This window comes from Streptomyces sp. NPDC048424, assembly GCF_040651555.1.
In the GTDB taxonomy this organism is placed as follows: Bacteria; Actinomycetota; Actinomycetes; order Streptomycetales; family Streptomycetaceae; genus Streptomyces.
In genome coordinates this window covers 159,590-183,222 of sequence record NZ_JBEZKE010000017.1, presented here as the reverse complement: position 1 = coordinate 183,222, position 23,633 = coordinate 159,590, and the positions used below count along the sequence as shown (strand labels likewise).

The following is a 23,633-nucleotide window of genomic DNA, read 5'->3' as shown; positions in this document are numbered from 1 at the left end:
CACAGCGCGAACGACGTCGCGATCCACTGCAGGTTCGACAACGAGAAACCAAGCCCGTCACCGATCACCGGCAGAGCCACATTCAGAATCGAGAAGTCAACCGCCAGCATGAACTGCGCCACCAGCAGCACCACCAACACCAACTTCAGACGCCCGTCCAAACGGACCGGACCCCCAGCACCACCCCCCGCACCCGCATCAACACGCGCACCCTCGACAACCGACATCGCCATACATCCTTTCCATCACAACGGAGGCCCTCGGCTCGGAGGGCCGGTACTGGCCGGGGAAGCCGGCTCAGGCAGGGGTCTGCGCCGAGGCCCGGCGCCGTAGTTCTTCGGACAGCTCCTGCCAGCCGCGCGCGCATTGGGCGGCCGCGGCGGCGGCGGTCTCGGCGCGGTACGGGGGTACCGCGGCGACGATCCGCTCCCACTGGCGCAACCCGCTCACCTGGAGATCGAGCATGCGCAGCAGGAGCCTCCCCGCCTCGCTCAACCTGAGCAGGGGGTCCTTGCAGAGGCCGGTGACCAGCGAGGGCAGCGGCTGCCCCCCGCCCCGGTCCGGCAGTCGGGGCGGACCCGGGGCGTTGCCCGAGCGGCGCTGGGCGGCCGGCACGGGATCCGCTCCCTCGCCGATCCGGCGCCGTACGTCCCGTACGGTCGAGGGCGCGATGCCCGCCTCCCGTGCGATCTGCCGCAGGGAAGCCGTGGGACGGCCGGCGAGCAGCCGGGCCGCGACCTCCCGGCCGCGGACCGGATCGGCCGGCCGTACGCGGCCGTCCTGGCCGATGCGGCCGGGCGGCGCGGGTGCGGGTCCCTCGCGGCGGCGCAATGACCCGACGGTCTTGGCCGCCAGCCCGGTCCGTTGCGCGATTCCGCGATCGGACCAGTCCGGGTGGGTCCGCAGGATCCGTAGCGCCGCGGCGGTCCGCTCCGCGTGCGTCAGCGGGAGCCCGTGACTGATGTTGGCCTCGACCGAGAGCACGAACGCGTCCTCGGTGCTGCCGTCGAAGTACGTCACTCCCACCGTGTGGTGCCCGCGGAGCACGGCGGCCCGCAACCGGTGCGTCCCGTCGATGATCCGCATGGTCGGGCGGTGCACGAGCAGCGGCGGCAGCGCCCGTCCGGAGTGCGCGAGGTCCTGTGCGTGGCTCTCGTTCACGTGGACGGTGCGGGGGGAATCCGCCGCGAGCAGTGCACCCACCGGCACCTCGAACGCGGCGCCGGGGGTGTCCGTCGCGTTCCTCGCGATCCTCGCGTGCCTCTCGTTCCTCGCGTTGGGCTTGCCCATGAAGTTCACCTCCTTTCGTGCACTCGATGCCTGGGCGCCGTGCTGTTCGTCGGCCCCGGAAAGAAATTACGTAACTACCGTTCGGTAACCAATCCTGCAGCCGAACCCCGTGGAGATTTGGGCAAGTTGGCAAAGTGCCGGTCCGGCGGGGTGGGCGACCGCGGAAGATCCCCGGTCGCCCACCGAGCGGGCGTTCACACCGCCGCGAGCTGCTCCGATGCCACGAACTCCCGCAGCCAGGACAGGAATTCGGGGCCCAGGTCCTCGCGCTCGCAGGCGAGCCGGACCGTCGCGCGCAGGTACTCGGCCCGGTCCCCGGTGTCGTAGCGCCGGCCGGAGAAGACGACCCCGTGCACGGGACGCCCCGCCCGCACCAGGGTGCGCAGGGCGTCCGTCAGCTGGATCTCGCCGCCGCGTCCGGGGCTCGTACCCCGCAGGACCTCGAAGATCTCGGGGTCGAGGAGGTAGCGGCCGATGATCGCGAGGTTGCTGGGTGCGGTGCCCGGCTCCGGCTTCTCCACCAACTCGGTGATGCGTACGCCGTCATCGCCCGCAGTGTGCTCCACCGCGGCGCAGCCGTACTGGTGGATCGCGTCCGGATCCACCTCCATGAGGGCCACGACGCTGCCGCCGAGCCGGGCGCGCACCTCGGCCATCCGGGCCAGCAGCGGGTCGCGGGGATCGATCAGGTCGTCGGCCAGGAGCACGGCGAACGGCTCCTGACCGACGTGCGGGGCGGCGCACAGAACGGCGTGCCCGAGCCCCTTGGGGTCGCGCTGGCGCACGTAGTGGATGTCGGCGAGCTCGGTGGAGGCACAGACGCTGTTGAGTTTGTCCTGATCGCCCCGGCGCTGGAGGGCTTCCTCCAGCTCGTAGTTGCGGTCGAAGTGGTCCTCGAGGGGCCGCTTGTTGCGTCCGGTGACCATGAGGATGTCCGACATCCCCGCCGCGACCGCCTCTTCCACCACGTACTGGATGGCCGGCTTGTCGACCACCGGAAGCATTTCCTTCGGGGTGGCCTTGGTCAACGGCAGGAATCGCGTACCGAGTCCTGCGGCGGGGATCACTGCCTTGGTTATCTGAGGGGGTGTGGAATTCATACCGCTGACGCTAGACCGCATTGCGGTGCATCAGCTCGAATTCCCGCGCCTTTCCGCCTACTTAGGCATTTCCGTTTCCGTCGGCGTCTCCGCCGCCCCCTCCGTGGGCCCCTCCCCCGCTCCCTCCCCCGGCGCCGCCGCGATGCTCCGCCGGACGAGCCACCACAACTCCCCGAGCTCGCCGGTGACCTCGCCGGGGCGCTCGGCCCGGCCGCGGCGGGCCCGCGCGACGACACCCCCCACCAGATGCACCGTCAGCAAGGCGACGGGGCGCGGGTCGACCTCGGGGTCCAGCTGCCCCTGCGCGGCGGCCTGCTCCAGCAGCTCCCTGACCTCCGGGAGCCAGCAGCAGCACCATTCGGGGCCGGCGCCCGCGCGCTCCTGGGTCAGCCGCGCTGCGGCGCGTACGGCCACGTCCGTCTCGACGAGCCGGCCCAGGGCGAGGACGAGCGCCGAAAGGGTGTCCAGCGCGGGGCCACCGCGGGCGGTCACCCGCTCGACCACTCTGCGGGTGGCGCTCCGTCCGGCATTCTCGACCGCCGACGCCAGCTCCCCTTTCGCCGAGAAATGAAAGGTGACGGCGCCGATCGACATGTCGGCGGAGCGGCTCAGCCGGGAAAAAGATGTCCCGTCATATCCGTTGCGGTCGAATTCAGCGGCGGCCACCGAGATCAGATGATTACGGGTGCGCACGGCACGCTCTTGCTTTACCACTGCACTATCACTGCCATCCAGGTCGTTCCTGACTCGCCCGTGCATCCTCAGCGGAGACGGGCGACCTCCAGCGTCACCCCGGCGCCGACCGCGCACAACGCCGACTTGACGAAGAAGCGCCCCTGTCCGCCCCCGTCCGAGCCCTCCGCGGCCACACCGTCGCCGGAGCCTGCGGCCCCGGATCACCAACGTGCCGAAGTCGTACGGAGGAAGCCAGATGTTCGCTAGAAAAAAAACGAACGTTCTGTATTCTTGACTCATCGACGACGCACGCCGGCGTCCGCAGTGAAGGGGGAGACAGATGACGGCACAGACGAGGACCCGCGCCCTGGTTGCCGGTGACACGGCACTCGACGAGTTCACGGAACGCCTCTTCGGCCACTTACCGCGCGCCGACCAACGCCGCTGGGCCCGGGTCTACTTGCAGGGACTGCTCACCACCCCGGGCAAGAAGTCCGTACGCAGGCTCGCCGCGTCCGTCACCGAGTCGCCCACCGCCTCCCAGTCGCTGCAGCAGTTCATCAACGCGAGCCCCTGGGACTGGGAGCCGGCCCGCGCCGAACTGCTCCGCTGGGCGGAGGAACGGCACACGGTGCGCGCCTGGACGATCGGCCAGGTGTGCTTCCCCAAACGAGGCGAGCACTCGGTCGGCGTGCACCGCCGCTTCGATCCGGCCGCCGGACGCATGGTCAACTGCCAGTTCGGCTTCGGGCTGTTCCTGTCCCTGGACGGCATGAGCGTGCCGGTCGACTGGCGGCTGGTGCTCCCCGAGACCTGGACGGCGGACCCCGCCCTGCGCCGCCGGGCGCGCATCTCCCCCGAAGTGGTGCACCAGAGCCCCGAGTCCCTCGTGGTCGAGCTCGCCGACCGGGTCGCCGCCCGTACCTCCGCGGCGCGCGCCCCCGTGGTCGCCGACATCAGCCGCCTCGGCAACGCGGCCGCGGTGATCGGCATGCTCGGCCGCCGGGGCCACGACTTCCTCGTGTCCGTCCCACCGACCCTCGGCGTCTGCGCCGCCGGTACGGGCCCCGGCGGCGAGCCGGCCCGCACGCCCGGGCGCGAGTCCACGGCTGGCGACCTGGCCCGGTTGGGGAACACCAGCCATCCGTACACCGCGCTGCTCACCAGACCCGATGCGCGCCCGCAGCGGCTGCGCATCCACTCGGCGCTGGTCCGCGTACCGGGCGGGGAACCGGGCGCCCCGGGGACGCAGCAGACCTACCGCCTGTTCGGCGAACGGCGCCCGGGGCCCGGGCAGCGGGGCGGGCCGGTCTGGCTCACCAACATGAGCCGCCACCGAATGGACGACCTGCTGCACCTGGCACGGCAGTCGGCCCGGTCGACCGCGACGCTCGGGGTGCTGGCGGACGAGTTCGGCCTGCTGGACTTCGAGGGGCGGTCGTTTCCCGGGTGGCACCACCACATGACGTTGATGTCCGCCGCGTATGCGTACGGGGCTGCGCCCATGCCTGTGCCCGCGCGCGTGGCCGTGCCCGTGCTGCGCGAGCGGCGGGAGTTTGCGCGGCTCGCGTGAGCCCGGCCCTGCCAGGGGGGCCGCCCCGTCTGAACCCGGCTCCGCCGGGCACCGGGCTCCGCCCGGACCCGCGCCTCAAACGCCGGCGGGGCTGGATGTTGCTGAAGTGGGCCCGCATTGCGCGGAGCGCAATACGGGCCCGGACCGGCGTCAGCCGCGGATGAGGGCCAGGACCTCGTCACGGACCTTCGCCAGGGTGCCCGCGTCACGCGCCTCCACGTTCAGGCGCAGCAAGGGCTCGGTGTTGGAGGCACGGACGTTGAACCACCAGTCCTCGCCCGTCACCGTCAGACCGTCCAGCTCGTCGACCGTGACCCCGGGAAGACCCGCATAAGTCGCCTTCACCGCCGCCAGACGCGCCGCCTGGTCATCGACCGTCGAGTTGATCTCACCCGAGCCCGCGTACCGGTCGTAAGAGGAGACCAGCGCCGACAGCGGGCCGTCCTGGCCGCCCAGGGCCGCCAGCACGTGCAACGCCGCCAGCATGCCCGTGTCCGCGTTCCAGAAGTCCTTGAAGTAGTAGTGCGCCGAGTGCTCACCACCGAAGATCGCACCCGTCTTCGCCATCTCCTCCTTGATGAAGGAATGACCCACACGCGTACGGACCGGGGTGCCGCCGTTCTCACGCACCACCTCCGGCACCGACCAGGAGGTGATCAGGTTGTGGATCACCGTGCCCGTGCCGCCGTTGCGGGCCAGCTCACGCGCCGCCACCAGGGCCGTGATCGCGGACGGGGACACACCCTCACCGCGCTCGTCCACGATGAAACACCGGTCCGCGTCACCGTCGAACGCGATCCCCAGGTCCGCGCCCTCCGCCAGCACCCGCGCCTGCAGGTCCACGATGTTCTTCGGATCCAGCGGGTTCGCCTCGTGGTTGGGGAACGTGCCGTCCAACTCGAAGTACATCGGGACCAAGTCCAGCGGCAGACCCTCGAACACCGTCGGCACCGTGTGACCACCCATGCCGTTGCCCGCGTCCACCACCACCTTCAGCCGGCGGATCCCCGTCAGATCCGCCAGACCCCGCAGGTGCGCCGCGTAGCCGGGCCGGCTGTCCAACTCCGTCACCGTGCCCGGGGCCGTGCCCTCCGCGACCGCCGGGACACCCTCGTCCGACCACTTCTCCACCAGCTCACGGATCTGCGACAGACCCGTGTCCTGACCCACCGGAGCCGCACCCGCACGACACAACTTGATGCCGTTGTACTTCGCCGGATTGTGCGACGCCGTGAACATCGCACCCGGCAGACCCAGCGAACCCGACGCGTAATACAGCTGATCCGTGGAACACAGACCGATCAGCGTCACATCCACCCCGCGCACCGCCGCACCCCGCGCGAACGCGGCCGACAGACCCGGCGACGACGGCCGCATGTCATGACCGATCACGATCGCCGAAGCACCCGTGACCTCCACGAACGCACCACCGAACAGCTCCGCCAAGGACTCGTCCCACTCGTCCGGCACAACGCCACGCACGTCATACGCCTTGACGATGTTCGAAAGGTCGGGCATTTCCACTCCTTCGGGGGTGACCGGCTGTGTCCCGGACGCTACCCGCCGCCCTCCCCGGCACAGCCCGTCCGCCCCCCAACCCGCTGAGGCTTTGGCAGATCGCCTCAGCCCGGGGCGGTCCCGCCCCTCTCCCTGTACCACTGCGCCGCCGCGCCGAGCCGGCTCAGCGGGCCGGGGCCCGGCGTGATCCCGGCGAGCTGCCAGGCCTCGTCGGCGCGGTACCAGTGGTCCCCGGCCAGCAGCGTGAACTGCCGCTCGCTCACCCACCCCGGGGTCGCGGCCAGCGCCTCCAGACACCGGCGCCACGGCCAGTCCCCGACGGGAGGCGTCGGCAGTACCCGGTGGGCGGCGAGGGCGGCCATGAGGTCGCGGTTGCGCACCGGCACCGGGTGGTGGGCGTGCAGGACGCCCGCGGCCCGGGCCGCGGCGCCGTCTCGGAGCGCGAACGCCGTGATGAGCCGCGCCAGGTCGTCGACGTCGACGAACGAGGCCCGTCCCGCGCCGCCTCCCCACGCTGCCGGTACCCGCCGGAAGGCGTCGGCGAGGGCCGGTACGACCCAGCGGTCGCCCCGGCCCAGCACCAGCCCCGCGCGCAGGACCAGCCCGCCGGCGTCGAGCACCGGCCCCTCCCCCGCCAGCCGGCTGCTGCTGGCCGCCGACACCGGGGCGGGCGTCAGCTCGCCGACGTCCTGTCCCGTGTGCGGGCCGGGCCCGTAGACGGCGCAGGTCGACAGCTGGACGATGCGCGGCACGCCCGCCCGGCGCGCCTCGGCCATCAGGGCCGCGGTGCCGGTGGAGTTGACCACCGTACAGCGGTCGGCGTCCGGTCCGATGAATGAGGCCAGCGACAGCAGGACGTCCGCGCCGTCGCACACCCCGCGCAGGGATTCCGCGTCCGCCAGGTCCGCGCCCGCCCAGCGCCCTCCGTACGCGATGGGGGGACGCGTACGGGACACCGCGCGCACCACGGCCTGCGGGTCCTGCTCGGCCAGCCGGCGCAGCACCGCCGACCCCACGAAGCCCGTCGCCCCGGTGACGACGATGTGACGGGCGCTCAACCCCGGTGCTCCGCCCCGGGTTCCTGCTCCTTGGGCCGCTGTGTCGGCGGCAGCGTCAGGCGCATGTTCCGGCGGGTCTCCTCGGTGGCGACCGCGGGGAGCAGGTAGCGCCACAGCGAGGCGATCCGTTGCGGCAGGTCGGCCCGTCCGGTGGACGCCTGGGAGAAGAGCTGCGCGCCGGTGAAGGAGCTGACCAGCACCCACGCCAGTTCGTGGTCGTCGACGTCCGGCTGGAGTTCGCCCTTGGCGCGGGCGAAGCGCAGCTGCTGGCGGAACTCCAGCACCCAGGCCTGGTAGGCGACGTCGTCGCGCAGGCCGAACTCGCCCTGTTCCACGGCCAGTCGGACGCCGGCCCGGAGCACCGGATTGTGCCGGAGCTCCTCCGAGAGGTAGAGGGTGATGTCCACCAGGTGCTGGAGCCCGTCCTCCCCTTCGGGGAAGACCAGGCCGTCGCCCTGGCCGACCATCACGGCGTAGGCGAGCTCCTCCTTGGAGCTGAAGTGGAAGTACATCCCGCCCTGGGTGACGTCCGCCCGCTTCATGATCTTGCTGATGCTGGCCCCGCTGAAGCCGAACTCGTCGAAGACCTCCGCGGCGGCACGCAGGATGGCCGCTTTGGTCTGAACTGCCCTGAGTTGAGGCGCGCGTTGCTGCTTTCGCTCTGACATGGACACCTAATCTCTCTCGACAAAAAAAACGAACATCCTTTATTTTAGGACCCAGCGCCACACAAGCACCAGCTCATGTCCGATGTCCAGGGGGGCTCAACCATGACTGTGTCAGCTGATCACTCCGTCTCGTCCGTCGCCGCACTCAGCAGCGCCTTACCGCGGGAGTACGTACACAAGAGCGCACACTCCGAAGTCCTGCTCACCGGTTGGCGCACCGTCGCACCCGACGAGTACGTCGTCACCGCCCAGTGGCCCCGGGCCCACAGCTTCTACTCTCCGGACGGGGGCCACCACGACCCCCTCCTCCTCGCCGAGTCGGTCCGCCAGGCCATTCCGCTCCTGAGCCACGTCGCCTACGAGGTCCCTTTCGGCCACCGCCAGATCTGGGACACGTTCAGCTATTCGGCGAACCCGGAGGCCCTCGTCGTCGGTCCGGCGCCGGCCGACATCGAGCTCCGCATCAGCTGCTCCGGCGTCACCCGCCGCGGCCGAAGACTGGCGGGCCTCACCATGCACGTCACCGCGACGCGTGACGGGGAGTTCCTGGGCACCGCCGAGGCCGCATTCACCAACCAGTCGCAGGCCGTCTACCAGCGCCTTCGCGGTACGAACGCGGACCTCGACCAGGTGGCCGCCCGCATCATCCCGCTGCCGCCGCCGCTGACGCCCCGCCGCGTCGGCCGCGACCGCTTCCACGACGTGGTCCTGTCCCCCACCAGTTCCGCGCACCGCACCCAACTCCGGGCCGACATCAACCACCCGATCCTCTTCGACCACCCGGTCGACCACGCCCCCGGCATGCTGCTCCTGGAAGCCGTGCGGCAGGCCGCGTACGGTTCCGCCTTCCCCCGGCGGGGGGTCCTGACCGACATCGAGATGAGGTTCTTCCGCTACGCGGAGCTGAACTCGCCCTGCTGGATCGAGACGACCCCCGCCATCGGGGAGACGACCGCGGCGGGCCGCCATCCCGTCCGCGTCGTGGCCCGGCAGAACGGCGAGGACGTCTTCACCGCCACGGCGACCATCACCACCGCGGCGCCCGTCCCCCTCCGCGTCTACGCCGCGCCCTGATCCGCCCGCCCGGGAGCGACCACCCGGAAGTGACCGGCCGGGACCGACCGGCCGGAGGCAACCGGCCGGATGAACGACGAAGGCGCCTGACCGGGTCTCCGCCCGGCAGGCGCCTTTCCCTTCCCCGCGGAGCGCGGGGCGCCCCGGTCAGACCTTCCTGACCACGCTGGACTTGAGCTGCATGGACCCGAAGCCGTCGATCTTGCAGTCGATGTCGTGGCCGTCGACACCCTCGACGAGGCGGATGTTGCGCACCTTGGTACCGGCCTTGATGCCCGTAGGGCTGCCCTTGACCTTCAGGCCCTTGACGACCGTCACGGTGTCGCCGTCGGCCAGTACGTTGCCGACCGCGTCCTTGATCACCCGCTCCCCGGGGGCCTCGCCGGGCTCGCCGGACGCGAGCGGCCACTCGTGCCCGCACTCGGGGCAGACGAGGAGCGCGCCCATCTCGTAGGCGTAGGCACCGGCGCATTCGGGGCAGGGAGGCAAGGGGGTCTCAGTCACCCCGACAGTATATTTCAGGCCATCCTCGCAGGTCGGCGCACGCGTCCCGGCTCCGGCGTGTGCGAGAGTCCGCTCGGCGCGGTTCACGAGGGGACGCCGGACCGCCGGGCCCCGCTCCCGCCACCCAGTCCAGGAGGTCATGTGTCTGCCGCATCGAGCTACGCGTCCGGGGTCTGCGAAGTGCCGTTGCTGGGCGACACCATCGGCGAGAACCTGGACCGCACCGTGCGGAGGTTCCCCGGGCGCGACGCCCTCGTCGACGTGGCCGCCGGGCGCAGGTGGACGTACGCGGAGCTGGCCGCCGACGTCGACGCCCTCGCGCTCGGGCTGCTGGGCCTGGGCATCGTCAAGGGCGACCGCGTCGGCATCTGGGCCCCCAACCGCGCGGAGTGGACGCTGGTGCAGTACGCCACCGCGAAGATCGGGGCGGTCCTCGTCACCGTGAACCCCGCGTACCGATCCCACGAACTGGAGTACGTACTGAGGCAGTCCGGGGTCCGGCTGCTGGCAGCGGCGGACCGTTTCAAGAGCTCGGACTACGCGGGCATGATCGAGGAAGTGCGGCCGCGCTGCCCGCTGCTGGAGTTCGTGGCCCTGCTGGGCGGGCCCCTCTGGACCTCCCTGCTGGAGCGGGGCCGCCAGGGCGACCCGGCGGAGCTGGCGCGCGCGCAGGCCGCGCTGAGCCCGGACGACGCGGTCAACATCCAGTACACCTCGGGGACCACGGGCTTCCCCAAGGGCGCGACCCTCTCGCACCACAACATCCTCAACAACGGCTTCTTCGTGGGCGAGCTGTGCCACTACACCGAGCAGGACCGGGTCTGCATCCCGGTGCCCTTCTACCACTGCTTCGGCATGGTGATGGGCAACCTCGCGTGCACCAGTCACGGGGCGGCCATGGTGATCCCGGCGCCGTCCTTCGAGCCGGCGGCCACCCTCGCCGCGGTGGAAGCGGAGGCGTGCACCTCGCTCTACGGGGTCCCCACGATGTTCATCGCCGAGCTGGCGGACCCCGGCTTCGACGCGTACGACCTGTCCAGCCTGCGCACGGGGATCATGGCGGGCTCGCCCTGTCCGGTGGAGGTGATGAAGGAGGTCATCGACCGGATGGGCATGACCGAGGTGTCCATCTGCAACGGGATGACGGAGACCTCGCCCGTCTCCACCCAGACGCGCGCCGACGACTCCGTCGAGCGCCGGGTGTCCACCGTGGGACGCGTCGGGCCGCACCTGGAGGTGAAGGTGGTCGATCCGCAGTCCGGCCTGACGGTGCCCCGCGGGGAACCGGGCGAACTGTGCACCCGCGGCTACTCGGTGATGCTCGGCTACTGGGAGGAGCCGGAGCGGACCGCCGAGGCCGTGGACGCGGCCCGCTGGATGCACACCGGCGACCTGGCCGTCATGGACGACGACGGCTACGTGAGCATCACCGGCCGGATCAAGGACATGGTGATCCGCGGCGGGGAGAACCTCTACCCGCGCGAGATCGAGGAGTTCCTCCACACCCATCCGGACGTCCTGGACGTCCAGGTCATCGGCGTGCCCGACGCGAAGTACGGGGAGGAGCTGATGGCGTGGGTGCGGATGCGCGAGGGAGCCGAGCCGCTGACCGCGGCCGCCGTGCGGGCGTACTGCGACGGACGGCTGGCCCGCTTCAAGATCCCGCGCTACGTGCACGTCGTGGAGGAGTTCCCCATGACCGTCACCGGGAAGATCCGCAAGGTGGAGATGCGCGAGGCGGCGGTCCGGCTGCTGGAACTGCCCTCCTAGACCGGTGTGTTGCGGTGCACTGCGGCGCGTTGCGGCCCGGACCGCCGCCCGCTCTGCCCGATGATCTTCCGTAGGTGTCAGGGACCGCCCGCCCGGGACGGTCCCCGACGCCTCGATTCGTTGCCCAGTGCCGACCTTCTGACCAGAGGAACACAGTGCGCCTGCCCATGAACCGCCGTCTGGCCCTCAGCACAGCCCTGCTCGCGGTGATGGCCGCGGTGGCTCCGGTGACCACCGCCCACGCCGCCGGGACCACCCCCGATCTCGAGGCGCTCACCCGGGCGCTGGTCAACACGACCGACGCCGGAGCGCCGGGCGCCCTGGCCCGTTTCAGCGGCCCCGACGGCACCCGCACCCGGGCCGTGGGCGTACGCGACCGGGGCACGGGCGCGCCCATGCAGCCCCAGGCCCGCTTCCGGATCGGCAGCGTCACCAAGACGTTCTCCTCCGTCGTCCTGCTGCAGCTGGTGGGCGAGGGACGGATCGACCTGGACACCTCCGTCAACCGGTACCTGCCCGGCCTGCTGCCCGACGACCGGATCACGGTGCGTCACCTGCTCAACCACCGCAGCGGGCTGGCGGACTACACCGATGCCATGTTCGAGCACACCGTGCCCGGCTTCGAGGCCGTGCGCAACAAGGTCTTCGGCTACCAGGAGCTGGTGGACCTCTCGCTGGCCGCGCCGCGGACCGGCGAGCCCGGCGCGGCGTACGGGTACTCCAACACGAACTTCGTCGTCGTGGGCATGCTCATCGAGAAGGCCACCGGCAACCCGGTGTCCAAGGAGTACGAGCAGCGCATCATCCAGCCGCTGCGGCTGCGCAACACCGCGTACGTGCACCCCGCCACCCAGATCGCCGGAGTGCACACGCGCGGCTACCTCCACCCGGACGAGGCCGGCGGGCCGCTGGTCGACTCCACCGAGCAGACGGCGTCGTGGGCCCAGTCCGCCGGTGCGATGATCTCCGACCCGGCCGATCTGAACACCTTCACCTCGGCCCTGCTGGGCGGCAAACTGCTGCCCGCGCGGTTGCTGGACGCCATGATCACCGTGACCCCGACGGACGCCACGAACACCCGGTTCTACGGGCTCGGCCTGCGGCGCTACGACCTCTCCTGCGGCACGTCCGTCTACGGGCACACCGGCACCGTGCAAGGCTTCTACACCTATGCCTTCTCCACCCGCGACGGCCGCCGCAGTCTCGCCGCCATGGCGAACACCTCGAACAAGGGCGAGGCGAACACCGCCCTCGGCGGGACACTCGAAGCCGCGTTCTGCGGGAAGCAGGCCACGAAGGCGACCAAGCGCGGCTTCGGGTTCGCCCCGGCCGAGGTGGACCTGCCGGAGCACGACGTGCGCTGACGCACCGCCGGTGCGGGCAGCGTGTCGGGCCGCCGGCACCGGCCGGGTTCGCCATCCTGGGCCGGGCGCGGTCTCGCAGGGACCGCGCCCCCTCCCCACGGCGAGAAGGAGCACGGCATGCCCGCAGACGCGATCGGACGTTTCCTCGCGGCTTTGGACCCCGACCACCGGGAGGCCGTCAGCGGCAGACCGCGCGAGGAGCAGGAGCGTCTCGCGGCCGCCTGGGAGCGGGAACTGGAGTCGGACGACGAGCTCGACACCCTCGACGAACTGTCTCCCCCCGCGGCCGAGGCCGAGGCGGCCCGTCGCGTCATGGCCCGCGAAGCCTGACCCGCCTCCCGCCTGGGCATGCCACCCCCTCCCGCCGGGCTCCGCCCCGCACCCCGCGCCTCAAACGCCGGAGGTGCTGGATTTGCCGGTTGGGGCGGGGTCGGGTGTGTGTCGGGGTGATCCCCGCAGGGTGCCGAACGCATCGGGGCCGATCTCTCCGACCCCTCGCCACGTTCGGCGCCCGAGGAGACGCCCCGGCGCGCGCCCGGCCCCGGCACAACCGGCCCCACCCCCGCCGAACCGCCGGAGGCAACCGGCCGAACCGCCGGAGGCATCAGGCCGCGTCGCCCGACCTCCGCTCCCAGGCCTCCGCGAACATCTCGTGCAGGGGCGCCGTCGGCAGGACCCGGCCGAACGGGGCCTGGATCGTGTTCCGCCACAGCGGTCGCACCAGGTGGCTCGCCAGCTTCACGGTCTCCAGCGGCAGGTGCGGGGCCTTCAGTTCGGTCCACTCCCCGGGCAGGAACAGGGTCCGGCCCGCCCGCGCCCGCTTGGCCTCCACCACCGCGCCGGTGGCGAGCAGTTCCGTCCGGGCCTGCGTGTGCTGCTTGGCCGACCAGCCGTTCCAGCGCCGTACGTTGCGGTCGGTGGGCGTGGCCAGGGTGGCCAGCTGGAGGTACAGCGCCGCGGCGTCCGCCCCCGTGCCGAGCTCCCGCCCCACCCGCGCGACCAGCTCCGGGCAGGACTGCCGGGGATCCGCCTCGTACGCGCCGGCCGGCAACGCTCCCGAGCGGGCCCGGAGCATCATCCGCTCCAGCCCGCCGCCGGGCATCAGCGGCGCCACCCGGTCCAGTGCCTCGGCGAGGCCGGTGATCGCGCGCAGCCGCGTCCACACCTCGGGGCCGGCGGCCGCCGCGGGCCGCAGGAAGGCTGCGCCGCCGGGCGCGCAGGCCACGAGCGGCCCGGAGTCGTACGCGGCCACGGTCACCGGGCCCTCCTCCGCGTAGCGGCCCTTCACCACCGGCAGCCGCCCCGGCCCGAACTGCTCGGCGATCGGGGTCGAGCTGTCGTGGACCTTCCCGCCGGGCAGCTCCAGCAGCAGCTCCGGGCGCTCCAGTTCGGCCCGCAGCCGCTCGTACAGGGCCACGGCCCCGGCCACCGCCGGATCGCCGACGGGCCGGTCCGTCCAGGCCCACACCAGCGCACTCGCGATCAGCCCGAGGGCGAGGCCCACCGGGGTGCCGTAGGGCAGCTCGGGTCCGGCCGGCGGTACGGCCCTGACCTCCACCTTGTTGCCGTACCGGGTCGCCGCCAGCTCCCAGCCGGCCGCTTCCACGGTCGTGTCCTCGGCGGCCTCGTAGCCGCCCGCGAGCCGCCGGGCCCACACCTCGGAGAGGCCGAGGTCGGCCTCCAGGGCGTCGGCCGCCTCCTCGTGCACGGCGGGCCGGGCGCCGAGCAGCTCCCGCCAGACCGCGGCCATCCGTTCCACGGCCGCCAGGACCCCGCCCGGCCGCCACAGCTCGGCCGGGTCCTCGGGCAGGGCCGCCGCCAGGACGGCCCGCCGGCCCGCGCCCCCGAGCCGCGCGCGCAGCGCCTCGTACGACTCGGCGGTCATCGGGGTCGCCTTGTACGGGGCCTTGCGCGCCAGGGAGCGGTCCTCGTCGCGGTCGGGCCGGCCCACCAGACCGGCCACCACGAGCCGGGCCACGGCCCGTCGTACGCCCGTCAGTTCGGCGAAGCGCTCGGCCGCCGACTCCGGCAGCGGGACCGGCCCGTGCGCGTCGACCGTCTCGACCAGGGTCCGGAGCCGGGCGGCGTCGTCCCGCTCCACGCGGACGAGGCGTGCCCCGGCGATCGCTGCGGGTACCGGATCGGCGTCGGCGTCCTGCGCCACCGGGGCGACGAACCAGCACTGCGAACCGCCGGCCCGCACCGCGGCGGACGCCACGACCGTGCCGCCCGCGCGCAGGCCGTCCAGGGTCCCGGCATCGGCCCGGCCCACCCACCACCGGCTGTCCGCGCGGGCGAACGGCTGGCCGGCCCAGGTGTCCAGGAGGGCCAGCAGCGCGGCCCGGTCCGCGTCCGGCGTCGGCGCCACCGCGGCCCGCCAGGCCGCGGCGTCGATCGTGCCCAGCAGCTGCGACCAGTCGTGCGGCGGCGCCGGCGGCGAGAGCCGCCGCACCTCCTCCACGATCGTCCCGGCCAGGCAGGAGCCGTCGGAGGCCAGCGCGCCCAGGGTCGCCGGCAGGGCCGCGTCCCGGGGCGGCCGCTCCCCCTTGGAGACCAGCCCGAACAGCGCGGGCAGCAGCTCGGTGTCCGGCGCGGACCGGCGCGGCAGGGCCGGCGCGGCCTCGGCGAGCAGGGTGACGCGCCGGTGCAGGGCGCGCCGGCGCTCCTCCACCCGGGCGGCCCGGACGGCCACCGCCACGACGGCGTCGGCCAGGACCGGGTCGGTGACCTCCGGCAACTCCCGGGCCACGGCCGCGCGCAGCGCCGCCGGGCCGTCGAGGGCGGCCGTCAGCAGGGTGTCGGCCGTCTGCGGTCCCACGCCGCGCAGTGCCCGGGATCCGGCCGCGTCCCGGGTCCGCAGCAGGTACCAGAAGGCCGGCGGCAGGGCCACGCCGCCCGACGCGGTGGCCCGCCGGGCCGGCCTCACCCGCGGGTGCCGGGGTGAGTGGTGTCCGTCCAGTTCCCACAGCAGGACGCCGTCGGCGGCGTACGCGCGCACGCCCGTCCGGGTTTCCGCCTCGGCGAGGACCACGTCCTCCACCGCGCCCTCCGGCGGGGCCCACAGGGCCCACGGCTCCTGCCCCGGCCGGTCGATGTCGAACCGGGCGGTGCGCCCGTCCACGCTCTCCAGCAGGTAGTGGTCGGGTGCGTGGTCACGGTGCCGGGTGCGGAACAGCACCCGGGTGCCGACCAGCCCGTCGCGGCTGCCCAGCGGGGAGCCGTCCAGGCCCTGCGGCAGCGGCGCCAGCTGCAGCGCCTCCACGGCCGGGCTCATGTCCGCCTCGCAGGGCTCCGCGGCCGGATCGGTGCTCGCGGGCCGGCCCGGGAAGTCCGGCAGTGGCACCGGCCCCTGCCGCTCCCCGGTGACCGGGTCGGCCACCTCCCACGGCCGCCGCCCGTAGACGGCGTTGGTCCAGATCCGGGAGCCGTCGCCGAGCAGCAGTTCGTCCCCGTCGATGCCCCCGGTGCCGCCGGGTCGCAGCACGCGCCCGCCGCCGTGCCGCCCGCCCCCGTCGGCGGTCTCGAACTGGAAGCCGTAGGCCCCGTCCAGGCTGCCGCCGAACGGCACGAGGCCGCTCAGCTCGTCGGGTGTGAAGGGCTCCTCGGGGCGGTCGGCCCAGACGGCGGTGTCGCAGAAGAAGGGGCTCGCCTTGAGGGTCCAGCTCACCAGGAAGGAACCGCCCGCGTAGTGGACGGCGTACATGGTCGCGCCGTCCGGGACCGTGAACCGGCAGGAGCCGCGCACCCCGTCCGGGGCGACGGCGACCGCCTGGTCGCGTCCGAAGACCGTCAGCACCGGCCAGGTGCAGGTCACCCCGGCCACTCCCGGCAGCACCTCGTCGGCGGCCTCGGGCCCGGCGTCCGCCGCGAACCGCGCGTACACCGACTCCAGGGCCGGCCAGGCCAGTTCCTCCGGCAGGCCGGCTGCCAGGGAGCGCCGCAGCGCGCCCGCCGCGCCCGCTCCGGCGAGGGCGTCGGCGATCCCGCCGAGCGCCGTCACCGTGGGCCGGTCGAGCAGGGCCTCCAGCTCGGCGACGGCCTCCTCGGCTCCCGCCATGCCGCCGCCGGCGACCGTGTCGACGAGCTTGCCGACCCGTCCGGCCACCTCGTGGGCGATGCCCTCGTTGCCGGGCAGCAGCGTCACCGCGGACCCGGGGCGGCGGCCGCGCGCCGGCGACCAGCGGGGCGTCAGGTCCTGGTGTACGCGCCCCTCCAGGCGGGGGCCGAAGACCGGGTCGGCGGCCAGTGCGACGAGGTCCCGCCGGGACCGCTCGCCCCAGAAGCGCATCCGCGTCTGCGGACCGGGGTCGACGACCGTGACCCCGGCCGCGAGACAGGCGTCGAGCACGTCGGCGTCGAAGCCCTGGTAGTGGTGCCGGGTGGTGTGGACCGTCACCGGGGCGCCCGCCGCCCGCAGCCGCGGCCCCAGCCGGCCCACCAGGTCGAGGAACTCTGCCGGGAGCGGCTGCCGCGCGACGCCGCCGCCGGACTGCGCCGCGTACTGGTACATGCGGACGAAGTTCCCGACCCAGTGGTGCAGTCCGCCCTCGGGCACCACCCGCCCGTTCTCCATGGCTTCCGCCGCGCCGCAGCCGATCAGCATCCGCAACCACGCCCCGCCGTCGGTGACCCCGTCCGGGAAGACCTCCACCAGCCCGGCGGCGACCGTGTCGGCGGGCGGACGGGCCGTCAGGACCTGCTCGGCGGCGGCCAGCAGTGCGTCCGGCACCGACTTCTTCCGGGTGACCGACAGGATGCCGCCCACCAGGCGCGCGACCTCCTCGTCCCCGTGCCCGGCCGCCTTGGCGGAGGCCCGCACGCGGCGCACGAGGTCCGCCGGCAGGTCCGCGGGCGAGCCCGCCCACGCGGTCAGGAACGCGTCCAGGGCGGCGTGCGCGGCGGCCGGGTCCGACGTCTCGGCGAGGAAGCGCTGGTGGGCCCCGAACTCCTTGGCCGGCATGGCCCCGCCCCGGGCGAACAGCAGGGCGTTGGCCCGGCGGTAGGCCGGGTCCACCGGCAGCCCGTGCCGGTCCTCAGCCGCCCGCGCCGCCGCGTACGCCCGCCCGCCGGGCCGGCTCCCGTAACCGATCAGCCGGTGGCCGACGGTGTCCCAGAACCACGGCAGGTGCGCCGGCGGCAGCCGTCGCGCCCGCGCCGTCATCGTGTCGAGGAAGCGGCCGGGCTTGGCGTAGGACCGGTTCAGTTCGGTGCGCATGTCCTCGATCAGGGCGCGTGCGGTCCCGGCCGCGTCCGGGTCGTGGGCGGCGACCCAGTCGGCGTACGTGGTGGAGGCGTGCGGACCGGCGGTGGGCAGCAGGGCGGCGAGCGAGGCGATCATGCCTGGGATCGTCGCACGCCATGCCGACACCGGCGGCACCGCCGGCACCCGGGACACCGCTGCCCGGAGGGAGCCGATCCGGCCGGACTGACGAGTCATCAGGTCATCTGTCCCGGACTCTTGACTCTGCTGCTGCCAGTGGCGATTCTCGTCCCACCGTTTGTGCGGTCCATGACAATCAAGCCACAGCCGTGCCGTGTGGCCGTGGCCGTCATGCCCCCGGACGGATCCGGCTCCTCGACCGCGCCCTCCACTGACCGAAGACGTGAGTGATGACCATTTCCCGACACACGCACCACAGGCGTAGGCCCCTGGCGGTCCTGTCATTGCTCCTCGCCGTGGTGGCCATGGTGCTCGGCCCCGTGCCCAGTTCCTCCGCCGCCGACCCCGGCTGGTGGAACCCGGTCGCCCGGCCCGCGCCCGACTCCGAGATCAACGTCACCGGTGAACCCTTCAAGGGGACCGACTCCCAGGGACGCGTCCGCGGCTTCGTCGACGCGCACGACCACCTGATGTCCAACGAGGGCTTCGGCGGCCGCCTCATCTGCGGCAAGCCGTTCTCCGAGCAGGGGGTGGCCGACGCGCTCAAGGACTGCCCCGAGCACTATCCCGACGGCACGCTCGCCATCTTCGACTTCATCACCAAGGGCGGCGACGGCAAGCACGACCCGAACGGCTGGCCGACCTTCAAGGACTGGCCCGCCCACGACTCGCTGACCCACCAGCAGAACTACTACGCCTGGGTCGAACGCGCCTGGCGCGGCGGTCAGCGGGTGCTCGTCAACGACCTCGTCACCAACGGCGTCATCTGCTCGGTCTACTTCTTCAAGGACCGCGGCTGCGACGAGATGACGGCCATCCGCCTGGAGGCGCAGAAGACGTACGAGATGCAGGCGTACGTCGACAAGATGTACGGCGGTCCGGGCAAGGGATGGTTCCGGATCGTCACCGACTCCGCGCAGGCCCGCGACGTCATCAAGCAGGGCAAGCTGGCCGTCGTCCTGGGGGTGGAGACCTCCGAGCCGTTCGGCTGCAAGCAGATCCTGGACATCGCGCAGTGCAGCAAGGAGGACATCGACCGGGGCCTCGACGAGCTGTACAAACTGGGCGTGCGCAGCATGTTCCTGTGCCACAAGTTCGACAACGCCCTGTGCGGGGTCCGCTTCGACCAGGGCGCGCTCGGCACGGCGATCAACGTGGGCCAGTTCCTGTCCACCGGCACCTTCTGGCAGACGGAGAAGTGCAAGGGCCCGCAGCACGACAACCCCATCGGTCTGGCGGCGGCGCCCGAAGCCCAGAAGCAGCTCCCGGCGGGCGTGGCGGTCCCCTCGTACGCGGCGGACGCGCAGTGCAACACCCGCGGTCTCACCGAGCTCGGCGAGTACGCGGTGCGCGGCATGATGAAACGCAAGATGATGCTGGAGATCGACCACATGGGGGTCAAGGCAGCGGGACGCGCCTTCGACATCCTCGAATCCGAGTCGTACCCCGGCGTGATCTCCTCGCACAGCTGGATGGACCTCGACTGGACGGAGCGGGTGTACCGGCTCGGCGGCTTCGTCGCCCAGTACATGAGCGGCTCCGAGGCCTTCAGCGCGGAGGCCAAGCGCACGGACGCGCTGCGCGAGAAGTACAAGGTCGGCTACGGCTACGGCACCGACATGAACGGCGTCGGCGGCTGGCCCGGCCCCCGCGGCGCGGACACCCCGAACCCGGTGCGCTACCCGTTCCGCAGCACCGACGGCGGCTCCGTGATCGACAAGCAGACCACCGGCGTGCGCACCTGGGACCTCAACACCGACGGCGCCTCGCACTACGGCCTGGTCCCGGACTGGATCGAGGACATCCGGCTCACCGGCGGTCAGGACGTGGTGGACGACCTGTTCCGGGGCGCCGAGTCCTACCTGACCACCTGGGGTTCGTCCGAGAAGCACAAGGCGGGCGTGAACCTCGCCGCGGGCGCGGCCGCCTCGGCCAGCTCGTCCGAGTGGAACCCGTTCGTCAGCTACGCGCCCTCCCGGGCCGTGGACGGCAACACGGGCACCCGCTGGGCGAGCGACTGGAGCGACGACCAGTGGCTCCAGATCGACCTCGGGACACCGGGCCTGGTCAAGCGCGTCACCCTCGAATGGGAACGCGCCCACGGGAAGGCGTACCGCATCGAGCTCTCGGGCGACGGCACGAACTGGCAGTCCGCATGGTCCACGACCACCGGTGACGGCGGGCTGGACACGGCGCAGTTCGCCGGCACCCCGGCCCGGTACGTACGGGTCCACGGTCTGCAGCGCGGCACCCAGTGGGGGTACTCGCTCCACGAGGTCGGCGTCTACAGCAGCTGACGCGTGACGCCGCCCCTGCGGCGTCCGGGTGCCGGGGCCGGCCGGATCCTCACCGATCCGGCCGGCCCCGGCCGTCTTCCCACCGCCGCCCGCATCCCCTGAACAGCACGGCGCGGCACGGCACGGCACCGCAGCACGAACCGAAGGGATCGCCCATGGCACGGATGCCGTCGGCCGACCGGCGCCGGCAGCTGACCGAGGCCGCCATCCGAGCGATGACCCGCGACGGGGTGGCCCGGACGACGACCCGGTCGATCTCCGCCGAGGCGGGCGTGTCACTGAGCGTCTTCCACTACTGCTTCGACTCCAAGCAGGCCCTGCTCGAATCCGTCATGACGGCGATCACCGAGCACAGCATCGCGGTGGTGAAGGAGGCGATCCAGCCGAAGGCCACCCTCCACGAGACCGTCCGGGCCGGCTTCCAGGCGTACTGGGACCACGTGTCCGCCCACCCGGGCGAGCACATGCTCACGTACGAGCTCACGCAGTACGCCCTGCGCCGGCCCGGCTTCGAGCACCTGGCGCGGCGCCAGTACGAGCGGTACGCCGACACCTACACCGAGCTCGTCGAGCAGCTCCGCCACCACATGGGCTTCGAACTCCGCGTCCCCGTCACCGTACTGGCCCGCTATCTGGCCGCCATGACGGACGGACTGACGCTCAACCACCTCGTGCTCGGCGACGCGACGATCTCGACGGCCATCCTCGACACGGTCACCGACCACGTCGCGGGCCTCGTCGGGGACGAGCGGGCCGACGGCGGGCAAGGGCAGGAACCGGCCATGGCGTGAAGTGCGTCACCAAGGCGTCGATTGCGCCCCCGTTGTCCGTTTCCGAAGAACGAACTTCCTGGTCAGAGCGCTACGTTGCTCCTCCCGCACCTGAAGCATCGGAGCACCGGAGCATCTGGGGCCCGCCGACAAGACCGAGGAAGTATGGCCACTCGTTTCTCCGCGGCGTCCCGGTGAGGCCGCGACCTGCCCTGTCGGCCGCCCTCGTCTGCGTCCTGGCCCTCGGCGTGCTGACCGCGTGCTCGGCGGACCACGACGCCGACGGCGTGGAGTACGCCGGGGACTACGGCAGCCACGCGCCGCTCGCCGTCGTCGGGTATCCGTCCACGAGCACCTTGGGGATCACCCAGCAGGTGGTGTGGCGGATCGCCGACGGCGAGGTCGGCGAGCTGGCGGCCCTGGGCGACGACCGGCAGGACGAGGCCGCCACCCGGAAGACCGCGGAGAACTGGATCACCGCGTTCCGCACGGGCGCGGCCGGGAGGGTCACCGCGGAGTTCTACGACGAGGGTTCGTACCGGCAGACCGTCGTGCTCTACCTGCACGACACCCAGCAGATCAAACAGCTCCACGTCCTGCCCGTGAGCGTGGACCGCGGGACCGCCTACCGGGTGAGCATGGCCGAGCCCGACCCGGGTGAGGCCACCGCCGTGGCGCCCTGGGTGCCGAAGACACCGGGCGAGCTCGGTTCGAAGTCGGCCCGGTGACCTGATCCGGTCCCGCCCGTGGCACAGGGCGCCGCCCCCGCGATCTTCGCGGGGGCGGCGCCCTTTCCCGGTGCGGGCCCCGCCGTCAGTACCGGTCCAGCAGGGTGGTCAGGACCTTGTAGAGGACCGATTCCTCGTCCGCCACGGCCTCCTCCGAGCGCCAGGCCACGAAGCCGTCCGGGCGGACGAGGACCGCCCCGGCCGCGGTCGTGCCGTGCGCCTCGGCCCAGTCGGCGCCGCTCGCGGGGATCAGGTCGGCCTCCGGTCCGGTGCCGATGGCGTAGGCGTCCAGGCGCACGTTCATCCGTTTGGCGACGGATCCGGCCGCCCCGCTCCACGGCGTGCCCTCGGAGCTGAGCAGGACGAAGGACCGCTCGTAGAGGTCCACGGTGGACTTCGGCTGCTCCTCCCCGGGGACGTGGAGCCACATGTGCGGCGCGCGCGTGCCCGGTTCGCCGCGCAGACGCATCCGTTCGGGCACGACAGGCTGGTCGGGGTCGGTGCCCAGGACCGCGCCCTGGTTGTAGCGGTAGCCCATGGCCACGGACAGGACACCGCCCTGCCGTCCGCCCCCGCCCTGGGCGGGCTCGGGCTGGGCCCCGGGGGCCGTCTCGGGGTCGGGCTCGTACCCCGGGTGGCTGTGCTCGGCGGACCGGGCCGAGGCGCGCTCGCTCGTCGCCCGCGCCACCGGGAGCCGCTCGGCCTCGTACGTCTCCAGCAGCCCGGGGCCGGCCGCGCCGTCCAGTACCGCGGCGAGCTTCCAGGCCAGGTTGTGCGCGTCCTGGATACCGGTGTTGGAGCCGAACGCCCCGGTGGGGGACATCTCGTGGGCGGAGTCACCGGCCAGGAAGACCCGGCCGGCCACGTACCGCTGCGCGACCCGCTCGGCCGCGTGCCACGGGGCCTTGCCGGTGATCTCGACGTCCAGGTCTGGTGCGCCGACGGCCCGGCGGATGTGTTCGACGCAGCGCTCGTCGGTGAAGTCCTCCAGGGTCTCGCCGCGGTCGGGGTGCCACGGCGCGTGGAAGACCCACCGCTCGCTGTTGTCCACCGGCAGCAGGGCCCCGTCGGCGTCGGGCTTGGTCAGGTAGCACACGATGAAACGCCGATCGCCGACCACGTCCGCGAGCGTGCGGGACCGGAAGGTGACGCTCACGTTGTGGAAGAGGTCCCCGGGACCGGTCTGGCCGATCCGGAGGGCTTCCCGCACCGGGCTGCGCGGCCCGTCGGCGGCGACGAGGTAGTCCGCGCGCACCGTGCTGTGCTCGCCGCTCTCGCGGTCCTTCACGAGGGCGGTCACACCGCCGGGGTCCTGTTCGAAGGAGAGGAGCTCGGTGGAGAACCGCAGGTCGGCCCCGAGTCCGGGGGTCACGGACATCAGGACCGGCTCGATGTCGTTCTGGCTGCACAGGCACCATGCCGACGGGCTGAAGCGGGCGAGCGCACCCCCCGGGTCGATCTGCTCGAACAGCCACTCCTGGTCGTCACCGGTGAGGGAGCCGCCTTGCAGGATGCCGTGGTTGTCCGCCAGGACCGAGGCGGCCTCGCGGATCCGGTCCTCGACACAGGCGACGCGGAACAACTCCATGGTCCGTACGTTGATACCGCGTCCTCGCGGGTGCATCGAGGTACCCGCGTGCTTCTCGACCAGCATGTGGCTGATGCCGAGCCGGCCGAGGAACAGCGAGGTGCACAGGCCCACCAGCGAGCCGCCCACGATGAGGACAGGGACGCGGTGGTCGACGTTTTCCTTCATGGCTCTTCCATGCCCTGTACGAGGGCGCTTCCCTCGCTCGTTCACCCGCTTGGTTCTCTCCTCTCGCGCCGAGCGGATTACGGGACAACGATCGGTTCGGGTGGCGCC

General features: G+C 72.5%; 17 protein-coding genes and 1 pseudogene. 8 read left to right on the top strand and 10 right to left on the bottom strand.

The genetic code is table 11. From position 1 onward, the window contains the following. The 4 genes and pseudogenes from AB0D29_RS24365 to AB0D29_RS24350 all read right to left on the bottom strand — a co-directional run. Positions 1-227 (bottom strand): annotated as a pseudogene (locus tag AB0D29_RS24365) (MFS transporter); the annotation flags it as partial. A 70-nt stretch (positions 228-297) separates the two neighbouring features. Next, positions 298-1,290, bottom strand: coding sequence for a ParB N-terminal domain-containing protein (locus AB0D29_RS24360; RefSeq protein ID WP_362857014.1), 993 nt, complete (start codon positions 1,288-1,290; stop codon positions 298-300). 194 nt (positions 1,291-1,484) lie between these two features. After that, positions 1,485-2,390: a UTP--glucose-1-phosphate uridylyltransferase GalU gene (gene galU, locus AB0D29_RS24355; protein ID WP_362857013.1), complete on the bottom strand. Its 906-nt coding sequence runs from the start codon at positions 2,388-2,390 to the stop codon at positions 1,485-1,487. 57 nt (positions 2,391-2,447) lie between these two features. Continuing rightward, a complete protein-coding gene (locus tag AB0D29_RS24350) occupies positions 2,448-3,083 on the bottom strand; it encodes a TetR/AcrR family transcriptional regulator (RefSeq protein ID WP_362857012.1) in 636 nt (211 codons plus the stop codon). A 322-nt stretch (positions 3,084-3,405) separates the two neighbouring features. Between AB0D29_RS24350 and AB0D29_RS24345 the strand changes: the two genes are divergently transcribed. After that, entirely contained in the window at positions 3,406-4,638 is a 1,233-nt protein-coding gene (locus AB0D29_RS24345; protein WP_362857011.1) for a transposase, read from the top strand. 150 nt (positions 4,639-4,788) lie between these two features. On the opposite strand, the gene AB0D29_RS24340 is transcribed toward AB0D29_RS24345, so the two are convergent. From AB0D29_RS24340 to AB0D29_RS24330, 3 genes are all read right to left on the bottom strand, one after another. Next, a complete protein-coding gene (locus AB0D29_RS24340) occupies positions 4,789-6,156 on the bottom strand; it encodes a phosphomannomutase/phosphoglucomutase (protein WP_362857010.1) in 1,368 nt (455 codons plus the stop codon). A 104-nt stretch (positions 6,157-6,260) separates the two neighbouring features. Continuing rightward, positions 6,261-7,214 carry an NAD(P)-dependent oxidoreductase gene (locus tag AB0D29_RS24335; protein ID WP_362857009.1) on the bottom strand — a complete coding sequence of 318 codons (954 nt, stop codon included), beginning with the start codon at positions 7,212-7,214 and terminating at the stop codon, positions 6,261-6,263. Beyond that, positions 7,211-7,882, bottom strand: coding sequence for a ScbR family autoregulator-binding transcription factor (locus tag AB0D29_RS24330; RefSeq protein ID WP_362857007.1), 672 nt, complete (start codon positions 7,880-7,882; stop codon positions 7,211-7,213). Before AB0D29_RS24330 ends, AB0D29_RS24335 begins: the two co-directional genes overlap by 4 nt. Before the next feature lie 102 nt (positions 7,883-7,984). Between AB0D29_RS24330 and AB0D29_RS24325 the strand changes: the two genes are divergently transcribed. After that, on the top strand, positions 7,985-8,956 hold the full coding sequence (locus tag AB0D29_RS24325; protein WP_362857006.1) for a ScbA/BarX family gamma-butyrolactone biosynthesis protein: 972 nt from the start codon (positions 7,985-7,987) through the stop codon (positions 8,954-8,956). Positions 8,957-9,103: 147 nt separating this feature from the next. Here the strand turns inward: AB0D29_RS24325 and AB0D29_RS24320 are convergent, their stop codons facing one another. Beyond that, the gene (locus AB0D29_RS24320) at positions 9,104-9,460 is read right to left on the bottom strand and encodes a zinc ribbon domain-containing protein YjdM (RefSeq protein WP_362857005.1); all 357 of its coding nucleotides are present in this window, start codon (positions 9,458-9,460) and stop codon (positions 9,104-9,106) included. A gap of 141 nt (positions 9,461-9,601) precedes the next feature. Between AB0D29_RS24320 and AB0D29_RS24315 the strand changes: the two genes are divergently transcribed. The 3 genes from AB0D29_RS24315 to AB0D29_RS24305 all read left to right on the top strand — a co-directional run bounded on the left by AB0D29_RS24315 (position 9,602) and on the right by AB0D29_RS24305 (position 12,924). Continuing rightward, positions 9,602-11,230 carry an AMP-binding protein gene (locus AB0D29_RS24315; protein ID WP_362857004.1) on the top strand — a complete coding sequence of 543 codons (1,629 nt, stop codon included), beginning with the start codon at positions 9,602-9,604 and terminating at the stop codon, positions 11,228-11,230. 167 nt (positions 11,231-11,397) lie between these two features. Beyond that, on the top strand, positions 11,398-12,594 hold the full coding sequence (locus AB0D29_RS24310; protein WP_362857003.1) for a serine hydrolase domain-containing protein: 1,197 nt from the start codon (positions 11,398-11,400) through the stop codon (positions 12,592-12,594). 117 nt (positions 12,595-12,711) lie between these two features. Further along, positions 12,712-12,924, top strand: coding sequence for a hypothetical protein (locus tag AB0D29_RS24305; RefSeq protein WP_362857001.1), 213 nt, complete (start codon positions 12,712-12,714; stop codon positions 12,922-12,924). A 274-nt stretch (positions 12,925-13,198) separates the two neighbouring features. On the opposite strand, the gene AB0D29_RS24300 is transcribed toward AB0D29_RS24305, so the two are convergent. Next, positions 13,199-17,932 (bottom strand): hypothetical protein, encoded by a 4,734-nt coding sequence (locus tag AB0D29_RS24300; protein WP_362857000.1) that lies wholly within the window; start codon positions 17,930-17,932, stop codon positions 13,199-13,201. Positions 17,933-18,204: 272 nt separating this feature from the next. Between AB0D29_RS24300 and AB0D29_RS24295 the strand changes: the two genes are divergently transcribed. The 3 genes from AB0D29_RS24295 to AB0D29_RS24285 all read left to right on the top strand — a co-directional run bounded on the left by AB0D29_RS24295 (position 18,205) and on the right by AB0D29_RS24285 (position 21,769). Then, complete coding sequence (locus tag AB0D29_RS24295) at positions 18,205-20,271, top strand: discoidin domain-containing protein (protein WP_362856998.1); 2,067 nt, start codon at positions 18,205-18,207, stop codon at positions 20,269-20,271. A 155-nt stretch (positions 20,272-20,426) separates the two neighbouring features. Then, positions 20,427-21,062, top strand: coding sequence for a TetR/AcrR family transcriptional regulator (locus AB0D29_RS24290; protein WP_362856996.1), 636 nt, complete (start codon positions 20,427-20,429; stop codon positions 21,060-21,062). Positions 21,063-21,235: 173 nt separating this feature from the next. Then, positions 21,236-21,769 carry a hypothetical protein gene (locus tag AB0D29_RS24285; protein WP_362856995.1) on the top strand — a complete coding sequence of 178 codons (534 nt, stop codon included), beginning with the start codon at positions 21,236-21,238 and terminating at the stop codon, positions 21,767-21,769. Between the two features lie 85 nt (positions 21,770-21,854). Here the strand turns inward: AB0D29_RS24285 and AB0D29_RS24280 are convergent, their stop codons facing one another. Next, positions 21,855-23,525: an FAD-dependent monooxygenase gene (locus tag AB0D29_RS24280; protein WP_362856993.1), complete on the bottom strand. Its 1,671-nt coding sequence runs from the start codon at positions 23,523-23,525 to the stop codon at positions 21,855-21,857. Between the last annotated feature and the right edge of the window lie 108 nt (positions 23,526-23,633).

Excerpts from the sequence above, each read along its gene's own strand:
- AB0D29_RS24360 (WP_362857014.1), bottom strand. The coding sequence starts at position 1,290 with ATGGGCAAGCCCAACGCGAGGAACGAGAGGCACGCGAGGATCGCGAGG.
- galU (WP_362857013.1), bottom strand. The coding sequence starts at position 2,390 with ATGAATTCCACACCCCCTCAGATAACCAAGGCAGTGATCCCCGCCGCA.
- AB0D29_RS24345 (WP_362857011.1), top strand. The coding sequence starts at position 3,406 with ATGACGGCACAGACGAGGACCCGCGCCCTGGTTGCCGGTGACACGGCA.
- AB0D29_RS24340 (WP_362857010.1), bottom strand. The coding sequence starts at position 6,156 with ATGCCCGACCTTTCGAACATCGTCAAGGCGTATGACGTGCGTGGCGTT.
- AB0D29_RS24330 (WP_362857007.1), bottom strand. The coding sequence starts at position 7,882 with ATGTCAGAGCGAAAGCAGCAACGCGCGCCTCAACTCAGGGCAGTTCAG.
- AB0D29_RS24325 (WP_362857006.1), top strand. The coding sequence starts at position 7,985 with ATGACTGTGTCAGCTGATCACTCCGTCTCGTCCGTCGCCGCACTCAGC.
- AB0D29_RS24310 (WP_362857003.1), top strand. The coding sequence starts at position 11,398 with ATGAACCGCCGTCTGGCCCTCAGCACAGCCCTGCTCGCGGTGATGGCC.
- AB0D29_RS24305 (WP_362857001.1), top strand. The coding sequence starts at position 12,712 with ATGCCCGCAGACGCGATCGGACGTTTCCTCGCGGCTTTGGACCCCGAC.
- AB0D29_RS24300 (WP_362857000.1), bottom strand. The coding sequence starts at position 17,932 with ATGATCGCCTCGCTCGCCGCCCTGCTGCCCACCGCCGGTCCGCACGCC.
- AB0D29_RS24295 (WP_362856998.1), top strand. The coding sequence starts at position 18,205 with ATGACCATTTCCCGACACACGCACCACAGGCGTAGGCCCCTGGCGGTC.
- AB0D29_RS24290 (WP_362856996.1), top strand. The coding sequence starts at position 20,427 with ATGGCACGGATGCCGTCGGCCGACCGGCGCCGGCAGCTGACCGAGGCC.
- AB0D29_RS24280 (WP_362856993.1), bottom strand. The coding sequence starts at position 23,525 with ATGAAGGAAAACGTCGACCACCGCGTCCCTGTCCTCATCGTGGGCGGC.